A 20,339-nucleotide genomic window follows, 5' to 3' on the forward strand; every position below is an offset into this window, starting at 1 on the left:
GTCAGGAGCGAAGGGCGGGTGCGGAACTTGCCGACCCCGCCCCGCCCGCCTCACTGCGCGCGGGAGGGAGCCGTCGCACGGGCATGCAGCATCGTGCTGGTGAACAACACGACCGCGAGGAAGACCTCGACGAGGGCGAACACGCCGGTGAGCCCGGGGTCGGTGGCGCGCAGCACACCCTCGGTGAAATACAGCAGCGACAGCATCGACAGCCACTGCGAGGTGTAGCGGCGGCCGCGCAGCACGCCGAACACCGCCGGCAGAAGCGGCAGCGCCTTCAGCATCATCCACGAGCCGCCCGGACGCAGCGGGGCGAGCCAGCCCTCCCAGATCACGCACAGCGCGATCAGCGCCAGCAGCGCGACGCTCGACACCACGCTCAGCATGCGCGCGTTCATCGCGACCCCGCCAGGCGCATCGCCACCTCGGCAAGGCGCCGGCCCTGCGCCTGCGCGAGCGCGATCTCCTCTGCGCTCGGCGCAGAATCGCCCTCGCTCCCGGAGACATGACTCGCGCCATAGGGCGTGCCGCCGCTGCGCGTCTCGCCGAGCGCCGGCTCGGAGAACGGCAGGCCGAGCACCAGCATGCCGTGATGGAAGAGCGGCAGCATCATCGACAGCAGCGTGCTCTCCTGCCCGCCATGCAGGCTGGACGAGGACGTGAACACGCAGCCCGGCTTGCCCTCGAGGGCGCCGTTGAGCCAGGCACCGGCAAGTCCGTCGAGGAAGTACTTCATCGGCGCCGCCATGTTGCCGAAGCGCGTCGGGCTGCCGAGCGCCAGGCCGACGCACTCCTCCAGGTCGGCGACCTCGACGTAGGGCGGCCCGGACGCCGGGATGTCGTCCTCCACCGCCTCGCACACGGCGGACACCCGCGGCACCGTGCGCACCCGCGCCACCGCGCCCGGCACCTGATGGATGCCGGCGGCGATGTGCTCGGCGAGCGCGCGCACCGAACCGCGGTGGCTGTAGTAGAGGACGAGGATTTCGTGCATCGGATGCCAGTTCCGGAAGGGGAGCGGATTATATCGCGCGGCGTCGCCGGCCACCCGCAGCCCGAAGGCGCACGCGGGCAATGCGCTCAGATCGGATAGGGATCGATCTCGTACTGGAAAAGTTCGACGCTCGGCGTCTGCAGGTCGAGCCCGAGCGCGCGTGCCTGGGCGACATAGACCGTCTGCGTCCCGCGTACGAAGACGAAGCGGCGCGAGGCGTAGGTGCCGGCGACCGCGAGCATCGCCGGATGGCGGCGCAGCGGCTCCATGATCGGCAGCGCGAGCGCGGGCGAGAGCTGCTGCACCGCACGCCCGCGAAAGCCGACCATGACCGGATGGAAGGACTGCCCGATGATCTGCAACCCGACCTCCACCTGCCCCGGGCAATCGCTGCGCACCCAGCGCACGATGCACACCGACCAGGCCTGCTCGGGCTTTCGCCGCAGGGCCAGCGCGCCGCCCGCCTCGATCTCGCCGCGCACGCCGGCCACACTCATGATCGCAAGGCCGCCCGGGCTTTCGTTGAGGACCATCCACTCCTGCAGCAACGCAGGGTCATCCCTTCCCCCACTGCCCAGATCCCACACCGATTGCAGGCCGATCCCGACCTGAACCACGTATTGATGCTGGCGCCGCGGCTGCCCCCGCACCGGCGCCGCCATCCAGTGGCTGCGAAGGCGGCGCAGCAAGGCCACCGTCTCGAGGGGTGAAAGGCCAGGCGGAAACAGCGCCTCCTCGGCATCCAGCGACTCGACTTCGCCCTGCATGCCCGCGAGTTCTGCCGCGGTCATGCGCGCCGTCACCCACTCTATGCACTCGCCCAGCTTCTGCGCCATCGGGCGCGGATTGAAGCTCCACAGATCGCCGCCGAGCACCGACTCCGAGGGCGCCGGCCGCCGCGCCACGGATTGCGGCCCCAGGTCGGCGCCGAGGTCGATCCACCACGCCGATGCGCTCGTGTCGCCGGTGCCGCGCGCGAGCACCGCGGCGCCGAGAACACGCGCATCGAGAAAGTCGTACAACCAGGCGATCTCGCGGCCGGTAAGCCCCTCGGGCTGTGCGACCGCGACGGCCAGCAGACGCAGGTAGGCACAGCGCAGGGGATCGTCCGCGGCAGCCGCGGCAACCTCATGGTGCGCCGCGAAGTCGTGCGCCAACCGCCAAGTCCCCGCGGGAGGCGCAGCCGCCGCCAGCGCGCTCAGCACGAAGATCTCGGTCACCACGCCGATCGCGTATTCGCAGAGCTCCGCTCCGCCCCCCGGCCGCGCCCTTCCGGCGCGCCCGGCTGCAGCCGAGACGGCCGTGGCGACATCGAGCGCGAGCACGCACAACTGCTCGTTCGCCTCGAACAGCGGCACGTCCACCGGGAGCTGTCTCGCGAGCAGCAAGGGCCGCAGCCGGCCACCGATGTCGCCCATGCGCTCGGCCAGCGCGCACAACAACGCGTCGCTCGTCGCCGGACCGGCAGCGGTGCCGCCAAAAGCGTCGTGCATGCGCGCTCGCAGCGCGGCGAGGTCATCCTCCACGGCGTCTGCAGGCTCGCTGTCGAGCCAGCGCAGCAGCGACTGCTCGGCATCGGACGGTGTCGAAGGCGCTTCCATGGTCCCCGGAGAAACATTGCTCGGGTCACATTCTATCCCCATCCCGCGCACACACGCCGCAACACTGCGGACACCCGGCGCCGGTACGCGGAAGATGTCGAGGAATCGCTCGTCGGCCGCAATAAAACCTTGTCCGCGACGGGCGACTCCCCTATAATCCGCGGTTTTTCGCATCCACCGATCAGGAACATCCAGATGGTCGTCATTCGCCTTGCCCGTGGTGGCGCCAAAAAGCGCCCGTTCTTCAACATGGTCGTTGCCGATTCGCGCAACCGCCGCGACGGTCGCTTCATCGAGCGCGTCGGCTTCTACAACCCGATCGCCTCGGGCGCCGAGAAAGGCCTCGTGATCAACGCCGAGCGCCTCGCCTACTGGCAGCAGAACGGCGCCCAGCTCTCGCCCACCGTCGCTCGCCTGGTCAAGCAGGCCGGCACGGCCGCGGCCTGATCGACTTCGATCAGCGGCCGAGCGGCGCATGATCGTACTGGGGCGCATCGTCGCCCCTTTTGGCGTTCAGGGCTGGATCAAGATCCATCCCTTCGGTGACGACCCCGCCTCGTGGCGGAATATGTCGCACTGGTGGCTGTGCAGCGACGACGACGCGCCCGCCGAGGCGTGGAAGCAATACACGTTGAGCGCCTGCCGGCCGCACGGCAAGGGGCTGGTGGCCGCACTGGCCGAGATATCCGACCGGGGCGCCGCCGAGGCGATCGACGGCTTCTACATCGCCGCGCCGCGCGAGGCGCTGCCCAAGCCTGCCGAGGGCGAGTACTACTGGGGCGACCTCGTCGGCCTGGCGGTCGAGAACGAGGCGGGTGAAGCGATGGGCACGGTCGCAGGGTTGATCTCGACCGGCGCGCACGACGTGTTGCAGGTGCGTGAAGGCGAAGGTGAAGAGGGGGTCGAACGCCTGATCCCCTTCGTCGCCGCCTACGTGCTCGACGTCGACCTGGCCACGCGGCGCATCCGGGTCGCCTGGCAGAAAGACTGGTAACACGGGACTGTGGAAGGCCGGTGAATCCGCAGAGCCCGCAAGGCGAAACACAGCAGGCGAGCCCTTCGGGCGTTGCAGGCGGCCCGCGTCGATACGACGTGATCACCCTCTTCCCCGAGATGTTCGCCGCGCTCACCGGCAGCGGCATCACGCGGAGGGCGATCGATCGCGGGCTGTACGCGCTCGGGTTCCACAACCCGCGCGACTTCACCAGCGATCCGCATCGCACGGTGGACGACCGCCCCTACGGCGGCGGCCCCGGCATGGTGATGCTGGCCGAGCCGCTGATGCAGGCGATCCGCGCCGCACGCACGGCGCAGGAAAGGGCGCTCGGACGTAGCGGGCGGGTCATCTACCTGTCGCCGCAGGGGCGCAGGCTGGAGCAGGAGGTGGTGCTGGAACTCGCCGCCGAGCCCGCGCTGGTGTTGCTGTGCGGGCGCTACGAAGGCGTGGATCAGCGCCTGATCGACCGCGAGGTCGACGAAGAGCTTTCGCTCGGCGACTTCGTGCTGTCGGGCGGCGAGCTGCCGGCGATGGTGCTGCTCGACGCGATCGTGCGCCAGCTGCCCGGCGCACTGAACACCGCCGGCTCGGCGCAGGAGGATTCCTTCGCCGACGGCCTGCTGGACTGTCCGCACTACACGCGGCCGGAGCGGTACGAAGACGAACGCGTGCCCGAGGTGCTGTTGTCGGGCAACCATGCGGCAATCCGCCGCTGGCGCCTGAAGCAGTCGCTCGGCCGCACCTGGCTGCGCCGCCCCGACCTGCTCGCGGCGCGCCAGCTCAGCAAGACCGAATTGAAACTGCTTGAAGAGTTCAGGCAGGAGCAAGCCGGGACGCAGGACGCACTGGAACCCCAGCGCGGCTGAGCGTCCTTTCACAAACGGCGCGCATCAGGTTGCGACCTGCTCTGCGGCCAGGCCGACGCAAGAGGCGAAGGCCGATAACATCGACGGAGTATCTGCAATGAACCTGCTTCAGCAACTCGAACAGGAAGAAATGGCCCGCGTCTCGCAGGGCAAGACCATCCCCGAGTTCGGTCCCGGCGACACCGTGATCGTCCAGGTGAAGGTCAAGGAAGGCAACCGCGAGCGTCTGCAGGCCTATGAAGGCGTGGTCATCGCCAAGCGCAACCGCGGCCTGAACTCCTCCTTCATCGTCCGCAAGATCTCCTCGGGCGAGGGCGTCGAGCGTACCTTCCAGACCTACTCGCCGCTGGTCGCCGGCGTCGAGGTCAAGCGTCGCGGTGACGTGCGTCGTGCCAAGCTGTACTACCTGCGCCAGCGCTCGGGCAAGTCGGCGCGCATCAAGGAAAAGCTGGACTACAAGGCCGCCGCCGCCAAGCGTGCCGCCCAGCAGCAACAGGAAGCCTGATCGCTCCGGCGTTCGCTTCATCGAAACGGGCCTTCGGGCCCGTTTTTTCGTTCACCGCAGCCGCGCGGCGGGGCTTGGCAGGCGCGGCCACGCCGGCCCGTCGATCGCGACTTGCGTCGCTCCTGCGGCGCGGCTGCGGCGCTGGGAGTCCGTTGCAGGAGCGACGCGAGTCGCGATTGCGACGCCTGGACACGCGCCGGGACGCCTCCTCCGTGGCCCCCTGCTCAGCGCCGTTCGACGCGATGCATGAGCCAGAACGCGGCCGCGAGGAAGATCAGGCTGGGCGTCAGCGCAGCCATGAAGGGCGGCCAGGCGTTGATCATGCCGAGGTTGGAGAACAGGCCGTTGAGGAGGTGGAAGCCCACGCCCAGCATCACCCCCATGAAGATGCGCGCGCTCGCGCCGCCCATGCGGTCGTGGATGAAACCGAAGGGCATCGCCAACGCCATCATCACCAACGCGGTGAAGGGGTAGATCAGCTTCTTCCACAGCGCGATCTCGAAGCGGTCGGCGTTCTGGTTGTTGTCGCGCAGGTGGTTGATGTAGGTCCACAGGCGACCGAAGGGCATGTGCTCGGGCGACACCATGAGCACCCCCAGCACCTCCGGCGTCAGCTCCGAACGCCAGCGGATTTCGGGCAGGCGCTCGATCTCGGTGCGATCGCCGTGGAAGCGCGTACGCTGCACGTCGAGCAGCTTCCACTCCCCGCTGCCGTCGAACACGCCGGTCGCCGCTTCGGCGATCGATTCGAGCGCGTAGTCTTCATCGAAGGCATAGATGCGCGCACCGCGCATGCTGCGGTCGGGCATCAGCGTGCGCACGTTGAGCACGAGCCGGCCGTCCTTCACCCACAGGCCCGAGCGCAGTTGCTGCGAGACGGTCGCCTGCGTGGCGGTGAGCTTCCACTCCTCCGCGGCGGCCTCCGCGGGCGGCGCCACGTATTCGCCGACCAGGAAGATCAGCACGGCGAACACTCCGCCGATCAGGCCGAGCACGCTCGTCAGCAGCGCGTTCGACATCCCCGAGGCTCGCATCACGGTGATCTCGGAGTTCTTCGCCAAGGTCGCCAGCGCATACAGGGTGCCGATCAGCACCGCGATCGGCATCAGCTCATACACCCGCGCCGGCAGGGTGAGTCCGACATACACCAGGGCCTGGTAGAGCGTGTAGCCGCCCTTGCCCACGTCCTCGAGCTCGTTGATGAAGTCGAAGAAGGCGAACAGGCCGAGAAAGGCCACCAGCACCAGCGCACTGGCGGCGAAGATCTCGCGCGCGAGATAGCGCAGCAGAACCGGACTCACCGGACTCCCCTCCTGCCGCCGGGCGACATCCTTCGGGAGGGCGCCGAGCGCCTCCCTTCGGGCGGCCGTGCGGGTGCGCTCATGCACGCCTCCGCCAGAACGGCGAGATCGCCAGGCGCTTGTGGAACATCAGCGCCAGCACCGCCAGCACCACCACGTGGGGCAGCAGCAATCCGGCCACGAAGGGCAGCTTGCCCTGCGCAACCCAGGACTGGAACACGGAAATCGCGTTGCTGTAGAGCAGGTACACGAGCAGCGCCACCAGCAGGTTGTTCGCACGCCCGGCGCGCGGATTGACGAAGGACAGCGGGATCGCCATCAAGGCCAGCAGCAACGCGACCGCCGGCACGCCGAAGCGGCCGACGAGTTCGCCGAGGCCGCGCGGCTCGGGCTGCGCGAGCAGCACCGCGGTCGGAAGCGCGCGGATGCGTGCCTGCTGGCCCGCGACCTGCTTCTGCTCGACCTGCACTTCGTAGCGATCGAACTCCATTACCCGGTACTCGGGCGTACCCGGGGTCCCGTCGTAGCGCCGCCCTTTCTCGAGCACGACAAAGCGCCGGCCGTCCGCATCGCCGCGCAGGTAGCCTTCGGCCGAGGCGATCACCACCAACTGGCCGCTGCGGGTCTGCTCGCTGACGAAGACATTGCGCACCCGGCCATCCTCGCCGGCGCCGACCTCGACGAAGAACACCCGCTGCGCGCTCGCGGACTCGCGGAAGACGCCGGGCGCGACGCGATGGGTATCGTCGCGATTCTCCAGGCGCTCGCGGTATTCCGCGCTCTTCTGCTGTGACCACGGCGTCAGGTAGAGCGAGCCGCCACCGGCCACCAGCACGACGGGCAGCGCGAACATCAGGACCGGCCGGATCCAGGCGGTGAGGGGCACACCCGAGGCGAACCACACCACCATCTCGGAATCCCGGTAGCTGCGCGACAGCGACACCAGGATGGCGATGAACAAGGTGAGCGTCAGCACCGTGGGCAGCTGCGCAAGCGCGCCAAACCCGATCAGCGCCACCACGGCATCGGGCGGCACGCGCCCGCCCGCCGCCTGGCCGAGCAGGCGGATGAGCACGGTGGAGATCAGGATCGCGAACAGCGCCACGAAGACCGCGGCGGCCGTCTGCGCGAATTCCCGTTGCAGGGCGCGCCGGAAGATCATCGGGCGGGGGTCGATACCGGGATGAGGCCGGGCGGCAGGCCGCGGCGGATGTGGATGGGAAGCGTTTTTGACGCCCCGGTTGCGAACGCGCCATAATCTTCGGCAATCGAAACCAGGCATCCAAACAAGGAAAAACGCATGGAATTTACCATAAAGACCGGCAGCCCGGCCAAGCTCAAGACTGGCCTGCTGGTACTCGGCGCGTTTGCCGAAGGCCGTCTCCCCGCCCTCTCGGCCGCGGCCGACGGTGCTGCCGAAGGCCGCCTGGCCGCCCTGATCAAGCGTGGCGACCTCGAGGACAAGGCGGGCGCCACGCTGCTGGTGCATGACCTGCCCGGCGTGCACGCCGAGCGCGTGCTGCTGGTGAGCCTGGGCAAGCACGACGAGTTCGGCGACAAGGCGTACCGCGACGCGCTCGCCGCCGCGGCGAAGGCGATCTCCGCCGGGCCGGCGAAGGACGCCGTGGTCGCGCTCGCCGACGCAGAGCTCTCCGGTCGCGACATGGCGTGGCGGCTGCAGCAGGCCGCGCGCATCCTCGCCGACGGCGCCTACCGCTTCGACGCACTCAAGTCCGACAAGAAGACCCGGAAGGAGCGTGGCGCGAAGAAGCTCTGCCTGCTGGTGAGCTGCGAGCTCGGCGCCGAGCTCGACACCGCCGTCCTGCAGGGCCACGCGATCGCCAGCGGCATGGCGCTGGCGAAGGACCTCGGCAACCTGCCCGGCAACCACTGCACTCCCACCCACCTGGCGGAAACGGCCGAGTCCCTGGGCAAGCAGTACAAGTTCGACGTCGAGGTGCTCGAGCGCGACGACATGGAGAAGCTCGGCATGGGCTCCTTCCTGTCCGTGGCGCGCGGCTCGCACCAGCCGCCCAAGTTCATTGTCATGCACTACAAGGGCGGCAAGGCCAAGGCGAAGCCGGTCGTGCTCGTCGGCAAGGGCATCACCTTCGACACCGGCGGCATCTCGCTCAAACCCGCAGCCGAGATGGACGAGATGAAGTTCGACATGTGCGGCGCCGCGAGCGTGCTCGGCACCTTCAAGGCGGTCGCGCAGATGGGCCTGCCGATCAACCTGGTCGGCCTCGTCCCCACGACCGAGAACATGCCCGGCGGCGGCGCCACCAAGCCCGGCGACGTCGTCACTTCGATGTCGGGGCAGACCATCGAGGTGCTCAACACCGACGCCGAGGGCCGCCTGATCCTGTGCGACGCGCTCACCTACGCCGAGCGCTTCAAGCCCGAGTGCGTGATCGACATCGCCACGCTCACCGGCGCCTGCGTGGTCGCGCTCGGCAAGATCCCGAGCGGACTGCTCGCCAACGACGACGAGCTCGCCGCCGAGATCCTGCGCCGTGGCACCGAGTCGGGTGACCGCGCCTGGCAGCTGCCGCTGTGGGACGAATACCAGGAACTGCTCAAGAGCAACTTCGCCGACATGGGCAACATCGGCGGCCGTTACGCCGGCACGATCACCGCGGCCTGCTTCCTGTCGCGCTTCGCCAAGGCCTACAAGTGGGCCCACCTCGACATCGCCGGCACCGCCTGGGTGTCGGGCGATGCCAAGGGCGCGACCGGCCGCCCGGTGCCGCTGCTGAGCAGCTTCCTGATCGGGCGCGCCCGCGCCCATGCGGCCTGAGCGCCGGCCGGCGGCCGCCATGGCCCCGCGCGTGCAGTTCTATCACAACACCCCCGACCGCCTCGCGCTCGCGCACGAGCTGGCCGCCGGGGCGCACGCACGCGGCCGCAAGGTGGCACTGCGTTGCACCGACGCGACCCAGTTGCGCCGACTCGACCAGGCGCTATGGACCGCGGTGCCGCTCGACTTCGTGCCCCACGTCGGCGTCGGGTCGGCGCTGGCCGCGGAGACCCCGGTGGTGCTGGGCGCAGCCGGCGAGCCCTGCCCGTGGCCGCACGCCGACATGCTGTTCAACCTCGCCGACGACGTTCCCGCCGAGGCGGAAGGGTTTCGCATGGTCGTCGAGATCGTCGGCCGCGACGCCGCCGAAGTGCACGCCGCCCGCCTGCGCTGGGCCGCCTACCGGCAGCGCGGTTACGAACTGAAGGCCTTCGACGCCGAACGCAGGGTGGCGCTGTGAGAGGCTGGGAAGACGACTCCGACGACGAACTCGAGCGCGCCGACGACCTGCTCGGCCAGGCCGACGCGCTGCTGCGCCGCCATCGCGGGGACGCCACGCCAGCCTCCCCCCGCACACCATCGCCGGGCGGCGCGGGCCCCGCCGAGCCCGCCGATGCCGCGCCGGCGATCTCGCCCGCGACCATGCAGGCCTTCGACGACGACGACCTGCCGATCCTGACCGAGGTCGTCGACGACCTCGATCTGCCTGCGGAAATCTTCCAGCCGGTCGAGGCGCCGTTCGCGGCGGCCGCGGTGGCGAGCACGGCGGCCATGCCGTCCTTCGTGCGCAGCCTTGCAGCGGCGCAATTCACGCCTGCGGGGGAGCCTGCCGCGTCGACAGTGCGCGATGCAGCGCCGGAGCCCGTCACGCAGCCCGAACCGCCCGCGCCGCAGACACCCCACCCGCAGTCCGCGCCCTCCGCCGCCGAATCCGCGGCGGCATCGCCACCGGCACGGAGCGCCGCGGCGCAAGAGCAGCAGCTCGCCGAACGCCTGGTCGAGCTCGACACCGCGATCGCGCGCGAAATCGACGAATGGGCCGCGCGCGAGCTGCCGCAGATCATCGCCCGCGAACTCGAGCGCCTCGGCGAGCGCATCCAGGACGAAGCCCTCGCCCACCTGCGCGCCACGTTGCTGCCCGGGATCTCTGCACGCGTCAGCAGCCTGTTCGACGACCGTCCCCACGACGTTCCGCCTGCCCGGTAGGAGCGACGCGAGTCGCGAACGGGACCGCTGCCTTGTGCTGCGGCCGGACGGCCACCGCAATCGCGACTCGCGTCGCTCCCACGGCGGACCACCGCGGTTCGGCAGGGGAGAAGGGCGCGACACCGCCCCATGGCGCGCTCGTACCGGGGCGCCGGTGCTCCATCCGCTATAATCCGCGCTTTGCCTTCACGCGCGTAGAACACCATGGAACTGGCCAAGAGCTTCGAGCCCGCCGACATCGAACGTCGCTGGTACCCGGAATGGGAATCCCGCGGCTTTTTCGACGCCGGGCTCGACAAGTCGAACCCCGCCGCCTTCTGCATCCTGCTGCCGCCGCCCAACGTCACCGGCACGCTGCACATGGGGCACGGCTTCAACCAGACGATCATGGACGCGCTCACGCGCTACCACCGCATGCGCGGCGACAACACGCTGTGGCAGCCGGGCACCGACCACGCCGGCATCGCCACCCAGATCGTCGTCGAGCGCCAGCTCGACGCCCAGGGCGTCAGCCGCCACGACCTCGGCCGCGAGCGCTTCCTGGAGAAGGTGTGGGAGTGGAAGGAATACTCCGGCGGCACCATCACCCGCCAGATGCGCCGCCTCGGCACCAGCCCGGACTGGAAGCGCGAGCGCTTCACGATGGACGAGGGCCTGTCGCGCACCGTCACCGAGACCTTCGTGCGCCTCTACAACGAGGGCCTGATCTACCGCGGCAAGCGCCTGGTGAACTGGGACCCCAAGCTCGGCACCGCGGTGTCCGACCTCGAGGTGGTGTCGGAGGAAGAGGACGGCAAGCTCTACCACATCCTGTATCCGTTCTCCGACGGCCCCATCGGTGACCTGCAAGGCCTGACGGTCGCCACCACCCGCCCCGAGACCCTGCTCGGCGACGTCGCGGTGATGGTGCATCCCGAGGACGAGCGCTACGCCCACCTCATCGGCAAGACCGTCGAGCTGCCGCTCACCGGCCGTCATATCCCGATCATCGCCGACGACTACGTCGATCGCGAGTTCGGCACCGGCTGCGTGAAGGTCACGCCGGCGCACGACTTCAACGACTACGCGGTGGGCCAGCGCCACAAGCTCGACACCATCGTCGTGCTCACCCTCGAAGGCGCCGTGCCCGCGGTGGCCGAGCGCTACACCGCCGACGGCGTCACCCTGGAGGGTGTGCCGATGCCGGCGGGCGTCGTCGGGCTCGACCGCGTACCGGCGCGCGAGAAGGTGGTCGAGGCGCTCGAGGCGCTCGGCCTGCTGCTCGAGGTCAAGGCGCACAAGATGCAGGTGCCGCGCGGCGACCGCACCGGGGTCGTCATCGAGCCGATGCTGACCGATCAATGGTTCGTCGCCATGAGCAAGCCGGGCGCGGACGGCAGGTCGATCACCGACAAGGCGCTCGAGGTCGTGGCCTCGGGCGAGATCAAGTTCTACCCCGAGAACTGGGTCAACACCTACAACCAGTGGCTCAACAACATCCAGGACTGGTGCATCTCGCGCCAGCTGTGGTGGGGCCACCGCATCCCGGCCTGGTACGACGAGGAAGGCCGCATCTACGTCGCCACCTGCGAGGAAGAGGCGATCCGCGCCTGGAAGGCCGACCTGCAGCTCGGCATCGACGCCCTCGACGCCGAGGTGCAGACGCGCCAGCGCGAAGGCCAGACCGCCGAGCAGTACCCCGAGATCGCCGAGCGCCTCGCCCTGCTCCACGCCCGCCACGACGCCGGCCGCCTGCGCCAGGAAGACGACGTGCTCGACACCTGGTACTCGTCCGCGCTGTGGCCGTTCTCCACGCTCGACTGGACCGCCGAGTGGCCGGAGAAGAGCAACGACGCGCTCGACCTCTACCTGCCCTCCACCGTGCTCGTCACCGGCTTCGACATCATCTTCTTCTGGGTCGCCCGCATGGTGATGATGACGAAGCACATCACCGGCAGGATCCCCTTCAAGCACGTGTATGTGCACGGCCTGATCCGCGATGCGGAAGGCCAGAAGATGAGCAAGTCCAAGGGCAACGTGCTCGACCCGATCGACCTCATCGACGGCATCGCGCTCGACGAACTCATCAAGAAGCGCACCTTCGGCCTGATGAACCCGAAGCAGGCGCAGAGCATCGAGAAGAAGACGCGCAAGGAATTCCCCGAGGGCATCCCCGCCTTCGGCACCGACGCGCTGCGCTTCACCTTCGCCTCGCTCGCCAGCCCTGGCCGCGACATCAAGTTCGACCTCGCGCGCTGCGAGGGCTACCGCAACTTCTGCAACAAGCTGTGGAACGCCACCCGCTTCGTGCTGATGAACTGCGAGGGCCAGGACTGCGGCATCGGCGAGACCGTCGCCTGCTCCACCGAGGTGCTCGACTTCTCCTTCGCCGACCGCTGGATCGTGTCGCGCCTGCAACGCACCGAGGCCGAGGTCGCAGAACACTTCGCGGCCTACCGCTTCGACCTGGTCGCGCGTGCGGTGTATGAGTTCGTCTGGGACGAGTACTGCGACTGGTACCTGGAGCTCGCCAAGGTGCAGATCCAGTCGGGCACCCCGGCGCAGCAGCGCGCCACCCGCCGCACGCTGCTGCGCGTGCTCGAGACCGTGCTGCGCCTGGCACACCCGCTGATCCCCTTCATCACCGAAGAACTCTGGCAGACGGTCGCCCCGCTCGCCGGGCGCAAGGAAGGCGACAGCATCATGCGCGCGCGCTACCCGCAGGCCGAGCCCAAGCGCATCGACGAGGCCTCCGAGGCCAAGGTCGCCGAGCTCAAGGCGATGATCTACGCCTGCCGCAACCTGCGCGGCGAGATGAACATCTCCCCGGCGCAGCGCCTGCCGCTGGTGGCCGCGGGCGACAAGGCGGCACTGGCGCTGTACGCGCCTTACCTCGCCGGCCTCGCCAAGCTCGCCGAGGTGCAGGTCGTGGACGAGATCGGCGCCGACGAGCTCGCCCCGGTCGCGGTCGCAGGCGAGACCCGCCTGATGCTGAAGGTGGAGATCGACGTCGCCGCCGAGCGCGAGCGTCTGGGCAAGGAGATCGCCCGCCTGGAGGGCGAGATCGCCAAGGCCGAAGGCAAGCTCGGCAACGCCAGCTTCGTAGACCGCGCGCCGGCCGCGGTGGTGCAGCAGGAACGCGACCGCCTGGCGGGCTTCAAGGCCACGGTGGGCAAGCTCAAGCCGCAGCTCGCCAAGCTGGGGGGCTGATGGCCGCACGGAGGGCGCGCGTGCATTCCGTTCAAATGCGCGTCGCGCTTCCTCCGACGCCGGAATCGCGACTTGCGTCGCTCCTACCAATGCCGTAGCGCTTCGCTTCCTCCAGCGCCGAAATCGCGACTTGCGTCGCTCCTACCGAAAGCGCCCGTGGGAGCGACGCGAGTCGCGATGCGGCGCCCCAGCCCGCGCGGAACTCCGGCAAGCGCCGAAAACTACTTCCGCTTCAGGAAGAACTCGTAGGCCTTGTCGGACGTTTCACCCTGGCCGAGCAACTCGTTGCCGGTCTGGCGCGCAAACGCCTGGAAATCCTTGATCGACCCGGGATCGGTCGCCAGCACGCGGACGATCTGTCCGCTCTGCATCTCGGACAGCATCTTCTTGGCCCGCAGGATCGGTAGCGGGCAGTTGAGCCCGCGCGCATCCACTTCCTTGTCGTATCTCATCCCCGCTCCCTGGTTGGGTCGTGTTGAAGGCGGCCGATTCTAAAGGATGGCATTGCGCCCCGGAAGGCGCGCCCGTCACGCTGCGCGACATGCGGCGCGAGGTCGTTCAGCGCTCGCGCTTTTCCTCGAGCAGGCGCTGCTTGAGCTCGCGCAGGCGCGCATCCACCGCCGACAGGGTATAGAAGTCGCCATCGCTGGCCCTGCGCGCGATCTCAAGCTGCTCGATCGCGGCCGGCAGGCTGCCGCGCAGGTAGTACACCTCGGCCTGGGTGCGGTGCTGCTCGGTGCGCTGTCCGAGGGCCGCGTAGGCGCGCGACAGCAGCTGCCACAGGCGCGGATCACCGCTGCGGTTGTCGATGCGGCGGCGCAGTTCGGTCGCGGCGACGTCCGCCCGTCCGCCGAGGATGCGCGCATCGGCGAGCGCGTAGCTCACGCTGCGGCTGGACGGAAACTGCTTCTGCGCGGCCTCGAGGATGCGGATCGCGCCCCCGGCGTCGTTGCGCGCGAGACGGATCTCCGCCGCCAGCCCCTCGACCCAGGCCAGGCCCGCCGCCTTCGCGCGCAGCGGCTGCAGGCGGGCCTCGGCCTCGTCGAGGCGACCGGCGCGCATCAGCGCACGGGCGAGACCGTAGGCGAGCGCCTCGTCCTTGGGCTCGCGCGCGAGGCGGTCCTCCAGCTCCTGCACCGCCTCGGCGGGCTGGCCGGCGTTGGCGCGCAGCTTGGCACGCGCGAAGCGGAAATCCGCCGAGTCCGGCACCTGGCGATAGCGCATCGCCGCGACGCGGTTCTCCATGTCGGCGATGCGCTCGGTGGTCAGCGGGTGGGTGCGCAGGTAAGCCGGCGCGTTGTTCTCGTACACACGCGTGTTGCGTTGCAGGCGCTCGAAGAAGCCGGGCATGCCGCGCACGTCGAGCCCGGCCTTGTCCAGGGTCTCGAGGCCGGCGCGGTCGGCCTCGCGCTCGAAGGCGCGGGTGTAGCCGAGTTGGGACTGGATCGCCCCGGCCTGGCCGGCAGCGATCGCCGCGGTGCTGACATCCGAGTTGCTGCGCGCGGCCAGCACCGCGACCAGCATCGAGGCGATCATCAGCATCGCCGACTGGCTCTGCTTGCCGACGATCTGCGCGATGTGGCGCTGGGTGACGTGGGCGATCTCGTGGCCGAGCACCGAGGCGAACTCGGACTCGCCCTCCGCCGCCAGGATCAGCCCGGTGTGCACGCCGATGAAGCCGCCCGGCAGCGCGAAGGCGTTGAGCGTGGCGTCGCGCACGACGAAGAAGTCGAAGTCGAGTCCCGGGTTGTTGCTCACCGCGGCGAGGCGCTGGCCGAGGCGGTTCACGTACTCCTCGACCTCCGCATCGTCGAGATAGGCCGCGTCACGCCAGCGGATCTCGCGGATGATCTGTTCGCCGATCTTGCGTTCGGCCGCGGGAGAGAGTTCGGACGCGGCCACGTCGCCGAGATCGGGCAGATCGGCGGCGAGCACGGGGGCCGGCGCAGGCAGGGCCAGCGCGAGGCTGAGCAGCAGGGCGAGGGGTCGGCGCATCATCGGATGCTATGATACCCGCCGATCCGCGCCCGTTCCCCCGCCGATGTATCGACGTGTAGCGGCGCCTCCCGCCGCGTGGCGATTGCCGCCGCGGCACACCCGCATCTTCTGCCCTGCCCCACCATGAGCACTCCGGAATCCAGTCCGCTGACCCACTTCGACGCCGACGGCCAGGCCCACATGGTCGACGTCGGTGCCAAGGCCGAAACCCGCCGCGTCGCGGTCGCCACCGGCCGCATCCACATGCTGCCCGCCACCTTCGACATGGTGAAGTCGGGCAGCGCGAAGAAGGGCGACGTGCTCGGCATCGCCCGCATCGCCGCGATCCAGGCCTCCAAGCGCACCAGCGAGCTGATCCCGCTCTGCCACCCCATCCCGCTCACCCGCGTCGCGGTCGAGTTCGAGCTCGACGCGGCCGCGCACGCCATCCGCTGCACGGTCACCGCCGAGACCGTCGGCCGCACCGGCGTCGAGATGGAGGCGCTCACCGCGGTCAACGTCGGCCTGCTCACCATCTACGACATGTGCAAGGCGGTGGACCGCGGCATGCGCATGGAGGGCATCCAGCTGATGGAGAAGCTGGGCGGCAAGTCGGGGCACTGGAAGGCGTGAGGGGGGCGCGGCGTCGGGCGTGAGGAGCGAGGCCTCAGGCGCCGGGCGGCGGCTGGGGGCCTGCATCACGCCGCGCGAGACGCGCGAAGACCAAGGGGAAGGCGCCGGTGCCGGCGAGCGCGATCGCCGAGACGAGGAAGGCCAGCCCGGCCATCGGGTCGGACAAGGCGGGGTGCAGGAGCGCGCCGAGACCGGCGAAGCACAGCAGCGCGGCCCCGAGCGACACGGCTGCGAGCCCGAACAGGGCAAGCGCGACGAGCGGCAGACGGGCGGCCACCGGACTCATCGCGCCGCCTCCCGCAGCGTCGATCTCATGCTCCCTGAAAACGCATCCGCCATGGCAATTCTCCCTGGATGAAGAGGCGCGCCTCCTCCGAGCGCGGACGGGCGAAGAAGGCGCGCACCGGGGTGTGCTCGCACACCCGGCCGCCCGCCATGAAGACGATGTCGTCGCCCAGGCGAGTCGCCTGACCGAGGTTGTGAGTGACCATGAGGATGCGCGTGCCGTCGGTGCGGATCTCGCGGATGATGCGCTCGACCGCCGCGCTCGCCGAGGGGTCGAGGCTGGCGGTGGGCTCGTCGAGCAGCAGCAGGCGCGGCCTGGTCAGCCAGGCGCGCGCGAGCGCGAGACGCTGCTGCTCGCCGCCGGAGAGCTGGCGCGCACTGTCGCCGGCGCGGTCGGCGAGGCCGACCCGCTCCAGCATCTCCAGGCCGCGCCGGCGCCGCTCCGCCCCCGCCACGCCGAGCGGCTTGAGCCCGAGGACGACGTTGTCGAGCACGGCCATGCGCAGCATCATCGGGCGCTGGAAGACCATCATCACGCCCTGCTGCGGCCGCGTACCGCCGGCCCCGCCCCAGGCCATGCTGCCCGAGCTCGGCTCGATCAGCCCGCAGATCGTGCGCAGCAGCACGCTCTTGCCTGCGCCGTTGGGGCCGAGCACCAGGGTGATGCCCTCCTCGCTCAGTTCCAGATCCACGCCCGCGAGCACCTCCCGCCCGTTGGGCGCGAAGCGCAGGTCGTGGATGGAGAGGGGGAAGATGGGCATCGCGGACCTCACCCGAAGCGACGCATCGCCCACTGCCGCAGCACGTAGGCGAGCGCGTTGAGCGCGAGGATGATCACGATCAGCACCATGCCGAGCGCGATCGCCAGCGCCAGATCGCCCTTGCTGGTCTCGAGCGCGATCGCCGTGGTCATGACCCGGGTGGCGCCGTCGATGTTGCCGCCGACGATCATTACCGCGCCCACCTCGCTCATCGCCCGTCCGAGGCCCGCGAGCACCGCCACCACCAGCGAGTGGCGGCAGTCGTGCAGCAGCGTGGTGACGCTGTCCCACCACGAAAAGCGCATCACCTGCAGCTCCTCGGCGTAGCGCGCCCACACGTCCTCGACCACCTGGCGGGTGATCGCCGCCATCAACGGCACCACCAGCAGGGTCTGCGCCACCACCATCGCCGCCGGCGAATACAGCATGCCGAGCGCGCCGAAGGGCCCCGAGCGCGACAGGATCAGGTACACCACCACGCCCACCACCACCGAGGGCAGGCCCATCATGCCGTTGATCAGCACCGACAGCGTGGTCTTGCCCGGAAAGCGCCCGACCGCGATGCAGGCCCCGAGCGGCAGGCCGATCAGCGTGCCGAGCACCACCGCCGCGCCGCTGACCTGCAGCGACAGCGCGACGATCTCGAGCACCGTGTGGTCGAAATGGGCAAGCAGCGACAGCGCATCGGAGAAGGTGGCGGCGAAGGCGGACATCGGCGGGGAGGATAACCGAAAGCCGACGCCGGCCGGAACGCCGGGAGCGGCTTCAGCCGGGCGCCGCCGCGGCGCGCGCTGGTGTCGGAGGCCGGTGCGAAAGGCGCCCGCGGCTAGCTTTCGTAGGACAGCAGGAGCACGTCCGCCGCCTGCTCCCGGAGCGGGATCAGGGCCTGATAGGCTGGCGACGAGAACCAGTCGTTCACCGCCGCGACGCTGGGAAAGCGGATCACGACGATGTCCGGGTGGGGGCTTTCGCCCGCGAGCGCGGCCACCTGCCGGCCGCGAAACACCAGCTCCGCGCCCCAGGGGGCCAAGGTCTGCGGAACCTTGCTGCGGTATTCGGCCCACATCTCCGCGTTCTTCACCGTGATATGGCCGACGACGTATGCTTCACTCATGGACGGGCTTCCAGAAATCGATTGTGCTGCAGATCAACCGCCGCCCTTCTGCATCGCGCGATCGAGCCGCGCCAGCAAGGCGCGGCGCGCGGCTTCCTCGCCCGGACCGAAGCCGTAGCGCACGATCAGTTGCGGCAGCTCGAACAGACCCAGGCGGCGCACGCCGGCAGGCTCGATGTCGATGACCAGGCGCTGCGCGCCGTCCTGCAGGCGGAAGCGCAGGCTTGCCGCGCCGCCCTCCACCCCCGGCCAGGCCTGGCGCAGGTCGCGCTCGAACTCGCGCGCGGTGGCGGTGACCCGGCGCTCGAAGGACTCGGGCACCGGGCCATTGATGAACGCCACTGCTCAACCGCCCGCGATCGGCGGCCAGATGGCGAGCTCGTCGCCCTCGGCGAGGCGCTTGCGGGCGCGCTCCGAGGGCGGCACGAAGTGTCCGTTCACCAGCACCAGATGCGCGCTGCGCTCGGGCACGTTGTAGCGCCGGATCATCTCCGCCACCGTGGTGCCCTCGTCCACCTCGAGTTCGAGGCGGTTGCCACGGTGGCCGTCGGGCAGATAGTCCGACAGCGAGGCGAAGAGCTTGAAGGCGATGCGGATCGTCACGCGAGTCTCCAGGATCGTCCCCTCAGCGCGCCAGCGCCATCGGCTGCTGGCTGCGCGCGACGTAGGCATCGACGAAGGCGAGCGGGTTGGCGAGCAGGCGCTCCTTCCAGTCGCCCAGCTTCACCTGGCCGTGGATCAGCCCGCGCAGCGCGCCCACATGCTGGGTGAGCCCGATCGAGGTGGCGCCGACCAGCACGTCGTCCGTGAACTGCAGGCTCAGGTAGCGGTAGCGCGCCTCGTCCACCATCTCGACCCCGCTGCCGCCGGCCTCGGGCTTTTCGCCCCACCACTGGCCGAAGGACGAGGAGATCAAGCCGAGCGTGTCGAGCACATTGATGGCCAGCACGCCGTTGAGGCGCGACTCGTGGACGCGGTCGCGCGCCATGTTGGTGGCGGCGATGCGCGCCTGGTCGGCGGCGTTGGGCTGGATCGCCGACACCAGGTGCGCGCCGGTGAACAGGTCGGGCGCCTCGGCCACGTCGCCGGCCGCGAAGATGCCGGGCACGCTGGTCTCCATGTGGTCGTCGACCAGCACGCCCTTGGCCACATGCACCGGCGTCTCGTCGAGAAAGCCGACGTTGGGCGCCACGCCCGCGGCGACGATCACCAGGTCGCAGTCGAGGCGGTCGCCGGTGGACAGGCTCACCACCAGCGGCGCATCGGAACCGGCCTCGCTGCCGCGGTCGATGCGCTGCACGCCCGCCGAGGTGAGCACGCGGATGCCCTTCTCCTCGACCCAGCGCTTGATCATGCCGCCAGCCTTCGGCGTCATCATGCGTGGCACCATGCGGTCGCCCATCTCCACCACGGTGAGCTGCACGCCGCACTTGGCGAGCGCTTCCATGATGATGCAGCCGATGAAGCCGGCGCCCAGTTGCAGCACGCGCGCGCCGGGTCTGGCATGGGCGGCGATCGCGCGCGCGTCGGCGAGCGTCCAGCAGGTGTGCACCGAGGGCAGGTCCACGCCGGGGATGGGCGGGCGCACCGGATGCGAGCCGGTGGCGATCAGCAGGCGGTCGTAGTGCTCGAAGTGGCCGTCGTCGAACAGCACCTTGCGCTTGTCGGCGTCGAGCGCGACCGCGCGGCCGCGCAGCTGGCGGATGCGCAGGCGCTCGAAGTGGCCGGGGTCCTTGCGCAGCCAGGTGCCCGACTCGTCGATGTTGCCTTCGAGCAGGTAGGGAATCGCCATGCGCGAATACGGCGGCGCGTCCTCGTGGCCGACCATCAGGATGTCGTCGGCCGGCGCCACCTTGCGCAGGGTTTCGGCAGCAACGACGCCCGCGGGGCCGTTGCCGAGAATCAGGTGTTTCATTGCAGCGTCCTCTAGCGAACCGCGGCGTGGAAGACAGGCCGCGGCAAGGCGATCGCAGGTAATCCGGGTGATCCGGGCCCCGTAGGAGCGGCGCAAGCCGCGCGCCCTTCGGATCGGGCCGAGCGTGCGCGGCGCCAACCGCGCCCGTTCAAACCTCGCGGCTGGCTCCGCTCCTGCAGGGCAATCCAGCGCCAT

The 20,339-nt window shown here is 69.8% G+C and carries 23 protein-coding genes; 9 read left to right on the top strand and 14 right to left on the bottom strand.

The window, feature by feature from the left end; all coding sequences use genetic code 11:
- Window positions 1–50 precede the first annotated feature (50 nt).
- The 3 genes from ACZ5PP_RS05655 to ACZ5PP_RS05665 all read right to left on the bottom strand — a co-directional run bounded on the left by ACZ5PP_RS05655 (window position 51) and on the right by ACZ5PP_RS05665 (window position 2,769).
- A complete protein-coding gene (locus tag ACZ5PP_RS05655; RefSeq protein ID WP_004300539.1) occupies window positions 51–398 on the bottom strand; it encodes a DUF2069 domain-containing protein in 348 nt (115 codons plus the stop codon).
- Window positions 395–994 (bottom strand): NAD(P)H:quinone oxidoreductase, encoded by a 600-nt coding sequence (gene wrbA, locus ACZ5PP_RS05660; RefSeq protein WP_004300537.1) that lies wholly within the window; start codon window positions 992–994, stop codon window positions 395–397. Before wrbA ends, ACZ5PP_RS05655 begins: the two co-directional genes overlap by 4 nt.
- Window positions 995–1,080: 86 nt before the next feature.
- Entirely contained in the window at window positions 1,081–2,769 is a 1,689-nt protein-coding gene (locus ACZ5PP_RS05665) for a hypothetical protein (RefSeq protein WP_261788939.1), read from the bottom strand.
- A 21-nt stretch (window positions 2,770–2,790) separates the two neighbouring features.
- Here ACZ5PP_RS05665 and rpsP point away from each other — a divergent pair, with 21 nt between their 5' ends.
- From rpsP to rplS, 4 genes are all read left to right on the top strand, one after another.
- The gene (gene rpsP / locus ACZ5PP_RS05670; RefSeq protein WP_004300532.1) at window positions 2,791–3,042 is read left to right on the top strand and encodes a 30S ribosomal protein S16; all 252 of its coding nucleotides are present in this window, start codon (window positions 2,791–2,793) and stop codon (window positions 3,040–3,042) included.
- Between the two features lie 28 nt (window positions 3,043–3,070).
- Window positions 3,071–3,589, top strand: coding sequence for a ribosome maturation factor RimM (gene rimM, locus ACZ5PP_RS05675; protein ID WP_004300530.1), 519 nt, complete (start codon window positions 3,071–3,073; stop codon window positions 3,587–3,589).
- Window positions 3,590–3,708: 119 nt separating this feature from the next.
- Entirely contained in the window at window positions 3,709–4,458 is a 750-nt protein-coding gene (gene trmD / locus ACZ5PP_RS05680) for a tRNA (guanosine(37)-N1)-methyltransferase TrmD (protein ID WP_464827047.1), read from the top strand.
- A 97-nt stretch (window positions 4,459–4,555) separates the two neighbouring features.
- On the top strand, window positions 4,556–4,963 hold the full coding sequence (gene rplS, locus ACZ5PP_RS05685; protein WP_004300527.1) for a 50S ribosomal protein L19: 408 nt from the start codon (window positions 4,556–4,558) through the stop codon (window positions 4,961–4,963).
- Window positions 4,964–5,187: 224 nt separating this feature from the next.
- On the opposite strand, the gene lptG is transcribed toward rplS, so the two are convergent.
- Together lptG and lptF are read right to left on the bottom strand one after the other, a co-directional pair.
- Window positions 5,188–6,264, bottom strand: coding sequence for an LPS export ABC transporter permease LptG (gene lptG, locus ACZ5PP_RS05690; RefSeq protein ID WP_004300525.1), 1,077 nt, complete (start codon window positions 6,262–6,264; stop codon window positions 5,188–5,190).
- Window positions 6,265–6,343: 79 nt separating this feature from the next.
- A complete protein-coding gene (gene lptF / locus ACZ5PP_RS05695) occupies window positions 6,344–7,426 on the bottom strand; it encodes an LPS export ABC transporter permease LptF (RefSeq protein WP_004300523.1) in 1,083 nt (360 codons plus the stop codon).
- A 138-nt stretch (window positions 7,427–7,564) separates the two neighbouring features.
- Here lptF and ACZ5PP_RS05700 point away from each other — a divergent pair, with 138 nt between their 5' ends.
- The 4 genes from ACZ5PP_RS05700 (at window position 7,565) to ACZ5PP_RS05715 (ending at window position 13,459) form a co-directional block, all read left to right on the top strand.
- Complete coding sequence (locus ACZ5PP_RS05700) at window positions 7,565–9,064, top strand: leucyl aminopeptidase (protein WP_004300522.1); 1,500 nt, start codon at window positions 7,565–7,567, stop codon at window positions 9,062–9,064.
- A 19-nt stretch (window positions 9,065–9,083) separates the two neighbouring features.
- Window positions 9,084–9,524 carry a DNA polymerase III subunit chi gene (locus ACZ5PP_RS05705; RefSeq protein WP_004300521.1) on the top strand — a complete coding sequence of 147 codons (441 nt, stop codon included), beginning with the start codon at window positions 9,084–9,086 and terminating at the stop codon, window positions 9,522–9,524.
- The gene (locus tag ACZ5PP_RS05710) at window positions 9,521–10,270 is read left to right on the top strand and encodes a hypothetical protein (RefSeq protein WP_004300520.1); all 750 of its coding nucleotides are present in this window, start codon (window positions 9,521–9,523) and stop codon (window positions 10,268–10,270) included. The genes ACZ5PP_RS05705 and ACZ5PP_RS05710 overlap by 4 nt, the downstream gene beginning before the upstream one ends.
- 204 nt (window positions 10,271–10,474) lie before the next feature.
- A complete protein-coding gene (locus ACZ5PP_RS05715; protein ID WP_012585663.1) occupies window positions 10,475–13,459 on the top strand; it encodes a valine--tRNA ligase in 2,985 nt (994 codons plus the stop codon).
- 221 nt (window positions 13,460–13,680) lie between these two features.
- Here the strand turns inward: ACZ5PP_RS05715 and ACZ5PP_RS05720 are convergent, their stop codons facing one another.
- Complete coding sequence (locus tag ACZ5PP_RS05720; protein ID WP_004300518.1) at window positions 13,681–13,911, bottom strand: sulfurtransferase TusA family protein; 231 nt, start codon at window positions 13,909–13,911, stop codon at window positions 13,681–13,683.
- Between the two features lie 106 nt (window positions 13,912–14,017).
- Window positions 14,018–15,457, bottom strand: coding sequence for a M48 family metalloprotease (locus tag ACZ5PP_RS05725; protein WP_012585664.1), 1,440 nt, complete (start codon window positions 15,455–15,457; stop codon window positions 14,018–14,020).
- A gap of 123 nt (window positions 15,458–15,580) precedes the next feature.
- Here ACZ5PP_RS05725 and moaC point away from each other — a divergent pair, with 123 nt between their 5' ends.
- Window positions 15,581–16,069: a cyclic pyranopterin monophosphate synthase MoaC gene (gene moaC / locus ACZ5PP_RS05730; RefSeq protein ID WP_012585665.1), complete on the top strand. Its 489-nt coding sequence runs from the start codon at window positions 15,581–15,583 to the stop codon at window positions 16,067–16,069.
- A 34-nt stretch (window positions 16,070–16,103) separates the two neighbouring features.
- On the opposite strand, the gene ACZ5PP_RS05735 is transcribed toward moaC, so the two are convergent.
- The 7 genes from ACZ5PP_RS05735 to ACZ5PP_RS05765 all read right to left on the bottom strand — a co-directional run bounded on the left by ACZ5PP_RS05735 (window position 16,104) and on the right by ACZ5PP_RS05765 (window position 20,144).
- Window positions 16,104–16,355 carry a hypothetical protein gene (locus ACZ5PP_RS05735; RefSeq protein WP_004300505.1) on the bottom strand — a complete coding sequence of 84 codons (252 nt, stop codon included), beginning with the start codon at window positions 16,353–16,355 and terminating at the stop codon, window positions 16,104–16,106.
- A gap of 25 nt (window positions 16,356–16,380) precedes the next feature.
- Window positions 16,381–17,115: an ABC transporter ATP-binding protein gene (locus tag ACZ5PP_RS05740; protein WP_004300504.1), complete on the bottom strand. Its 735-nt coding sequence runs from the start codon at window positions 17,113–17,115 to the stop codon at window positions 16,381–16,383.
- Between the two features lie 8 nt (window positions 17,116–17,123).
- The gene (locus tag ACZ5PP_RS05745) at window positions 17,124–17,828 is read right to left on the bottom strand and encodes an ABC transporter permease (RefSeq protein WP_012585674.1); all 705 of its coding nucleotides are present in this window, start codon (window positions 17,826–17,828) and stop codon (window positions 17,124–17,126) included.
- A 113-nt stretch (window positions 17,829–17,941) separates the two neighbouring features.
- Entirely contained in the window at window positions 17,942–18,229 is a 288-nt protein-coding gene (locus ACZ5PP_RS05750; RefSeq protein WP_004300502.1) for a DUF1330 domain-containing protein, read from the bottom strand.
- Between the two features lie 33 nt (window positions 18,230–18,262).
- Window positions 18,263–18,571 (bottom strand): hypothetical protein, encoded by a 309-nt coding sequence (locus tag ACZ5PP_RS05755; RefSeq protein ID WP_004300501.1) that lies wholly within the window; start codon window positions 18,569–18,571, stop codon window positions 18,263–18,265.
- Window positions 18,572–18,574: 3 nt separating this feature from the next.
- Entirely contained in the window at window positions 18,575–18,832 is a 258-nt protein-coding gene (gene thiS / locus ACZ5PP_RS05760) for a sulfur carrier protein ThiS (protein ID WP_004300500.1), read from the bottom strand.
- Between the two features lie 22 nt (window positions 18,833–18,854).
- Window positions 18,855–20,144 carry an NAD(P)/FAD-dependent oxidoreductase gene (locus ACZ5PP_RS05765; RefSeq protein WP_464826860.1) on the bottom strand — a complete coding sequence of 430 codons (1,290 nt, stop codon included), beginning with the start codon at window positions 20,142–20,144 and terminating at the stop codon, window positions 18,855–18,857.
- Between the last annotated feature and the right edge of the window lie 195 nt (window positions 20,145–20,339).

It is taken from the genome of Thauera sp. DNT-1 (assembly GCF_055393985.1).

Bases quoted from the DNA above. Each gene is read 5' to 3' on its own strand.
- ACZ5PP_RS05655 (WP_004300539.1), bottom strand. From the start codon at position 398: ATGAACGCGCGCATGCTGAGCGTGGTGTCGAGCGTCGCGCTGCTGGCG.
- ACZ5PP_RS05735 (WP_004300505.1), bottom strand. From the start codon at position 16,355: ATGAGTCCGGTGGCCGCCCGTCTGCCGCTCGTCGCGCTTGCCCTGTTC.
- rimM (WP_004300530.1), top strand. From the start codon at position 3,071: ATGATCGTACTGGGGCGCATCGTCGCCCCTTTTGGCGTTCAGGGCTGG.
- ACZ5PP_RS05740 (WP_004300504.1), bottom strand. From the start codon at position 17,115: ATGCCCATCTTCCCCCTCTCCATCCACGACCTGCGCTTCGCGCCCAAC.
- ACZ5PP_RS05700 (WP_004300522.1), top strand. From the start codon at position 7,565: ATGGAATTTACCATAAAGACCGGCAGCCCGGCCAAGCTCAAGACTGGC.
- rplS (WP_004300527.1), top strand. From the start codon at position 4,556: ATGAACCTGCTTCAGCAACTCGAACAGGAAGAAATGGCCCGCGTCTCG.
- rpsP (WP_004300532.1), top strand. From the start codon at position 2,791: ATGGTCGTCATTCGCCTTGCCCGTGGTGGCGCCAAAAAGCGCCCGTTC.
- ACZ5PP_RS05705 (WP_004300521.1), top strand. From the start codon at position 9,084: ATGGCCCCGCGCGTGCAGTTCTATCACAACACCCCCGACCGCCTCGCG.
- ACZ5PP_RS05745 (WP_012585674.1), bottom strand. From the start codon at position 17,828: ATGTCCGCCTTCGCCGCCACCTTCTCCGATGCGCTGTCGCTGCTTGCC.
- ACZ5PP_RS05720 (WP_004300518.1), bottom strand. From the start codon at position 13,911: ATGAGATACGACAAGGAAGTGGATGCGCGCGGGCTCAACTGCCCGCTA.
- ACZ5PP_RS05715 (WP_012585663.1), top strand. From the start codon at position 10,475: ATGGAACTGGCCAAGAGCTTCGAGCCCGCCGACATCGAACGTCGCTGG.
- ACZ5PP_RS05665 (WP_261788939.1), bottom strand. From the start codon at position 2,769: ATGCGAAAAACCGCGGATTATAGGGGAGTCGCCCGTCGCGGACAAGGT.
- ACZ5PP_RS05750 (WP_004300502.1), bottom strand. From the start codon at position 18,229: ATGAGTGAAGCATACGTCGTCGGCCATATCACGGTGAAGAACGCGGAG.
- wrbA (WP_004300537.1), bottom strand. From the start codon at position 994: ATGCACGAAATCCTCGTCCTCTACTACAGCCACCGCGGTTCGGTGCGC.
- ACZ5PP_RS05765 (WP_464826860.1), bottom strand. From the start codon at position 20,144: ATGAAACACCTGATTCTCGGCAACGGCCCCGCGGGCGTCGTTGCTGCC.
- ACZ5PP_RS05725 (WP_012585664.1), bottom strand. From the start codon at position 15,457: ATGATGCGCCGACCCCTCGCCCTGCTGCTCAGCCTCGCGCTGGCCCTG.
- moaC (WP_012585665.1), top strand. From the start codon at position 15,581: ATGAGCACTCCGGAATCCAGTCCGCTGACCCACTTCGACGCCGACGGC.
- trmD (WP_464827047.1), top strand. From the start codon at position 3,709: ATGTTCGCCGCGCTCACCGGCAGCGGCATCACGCGGAGGGCGATCGAT.
- lptF (WP_004300523.1), bottom strand. From the start codon at position 7,426: ATGATCTTCCGGCGCGCCCTGCAACGGGAATTCGCGCAGACGGCCGCC.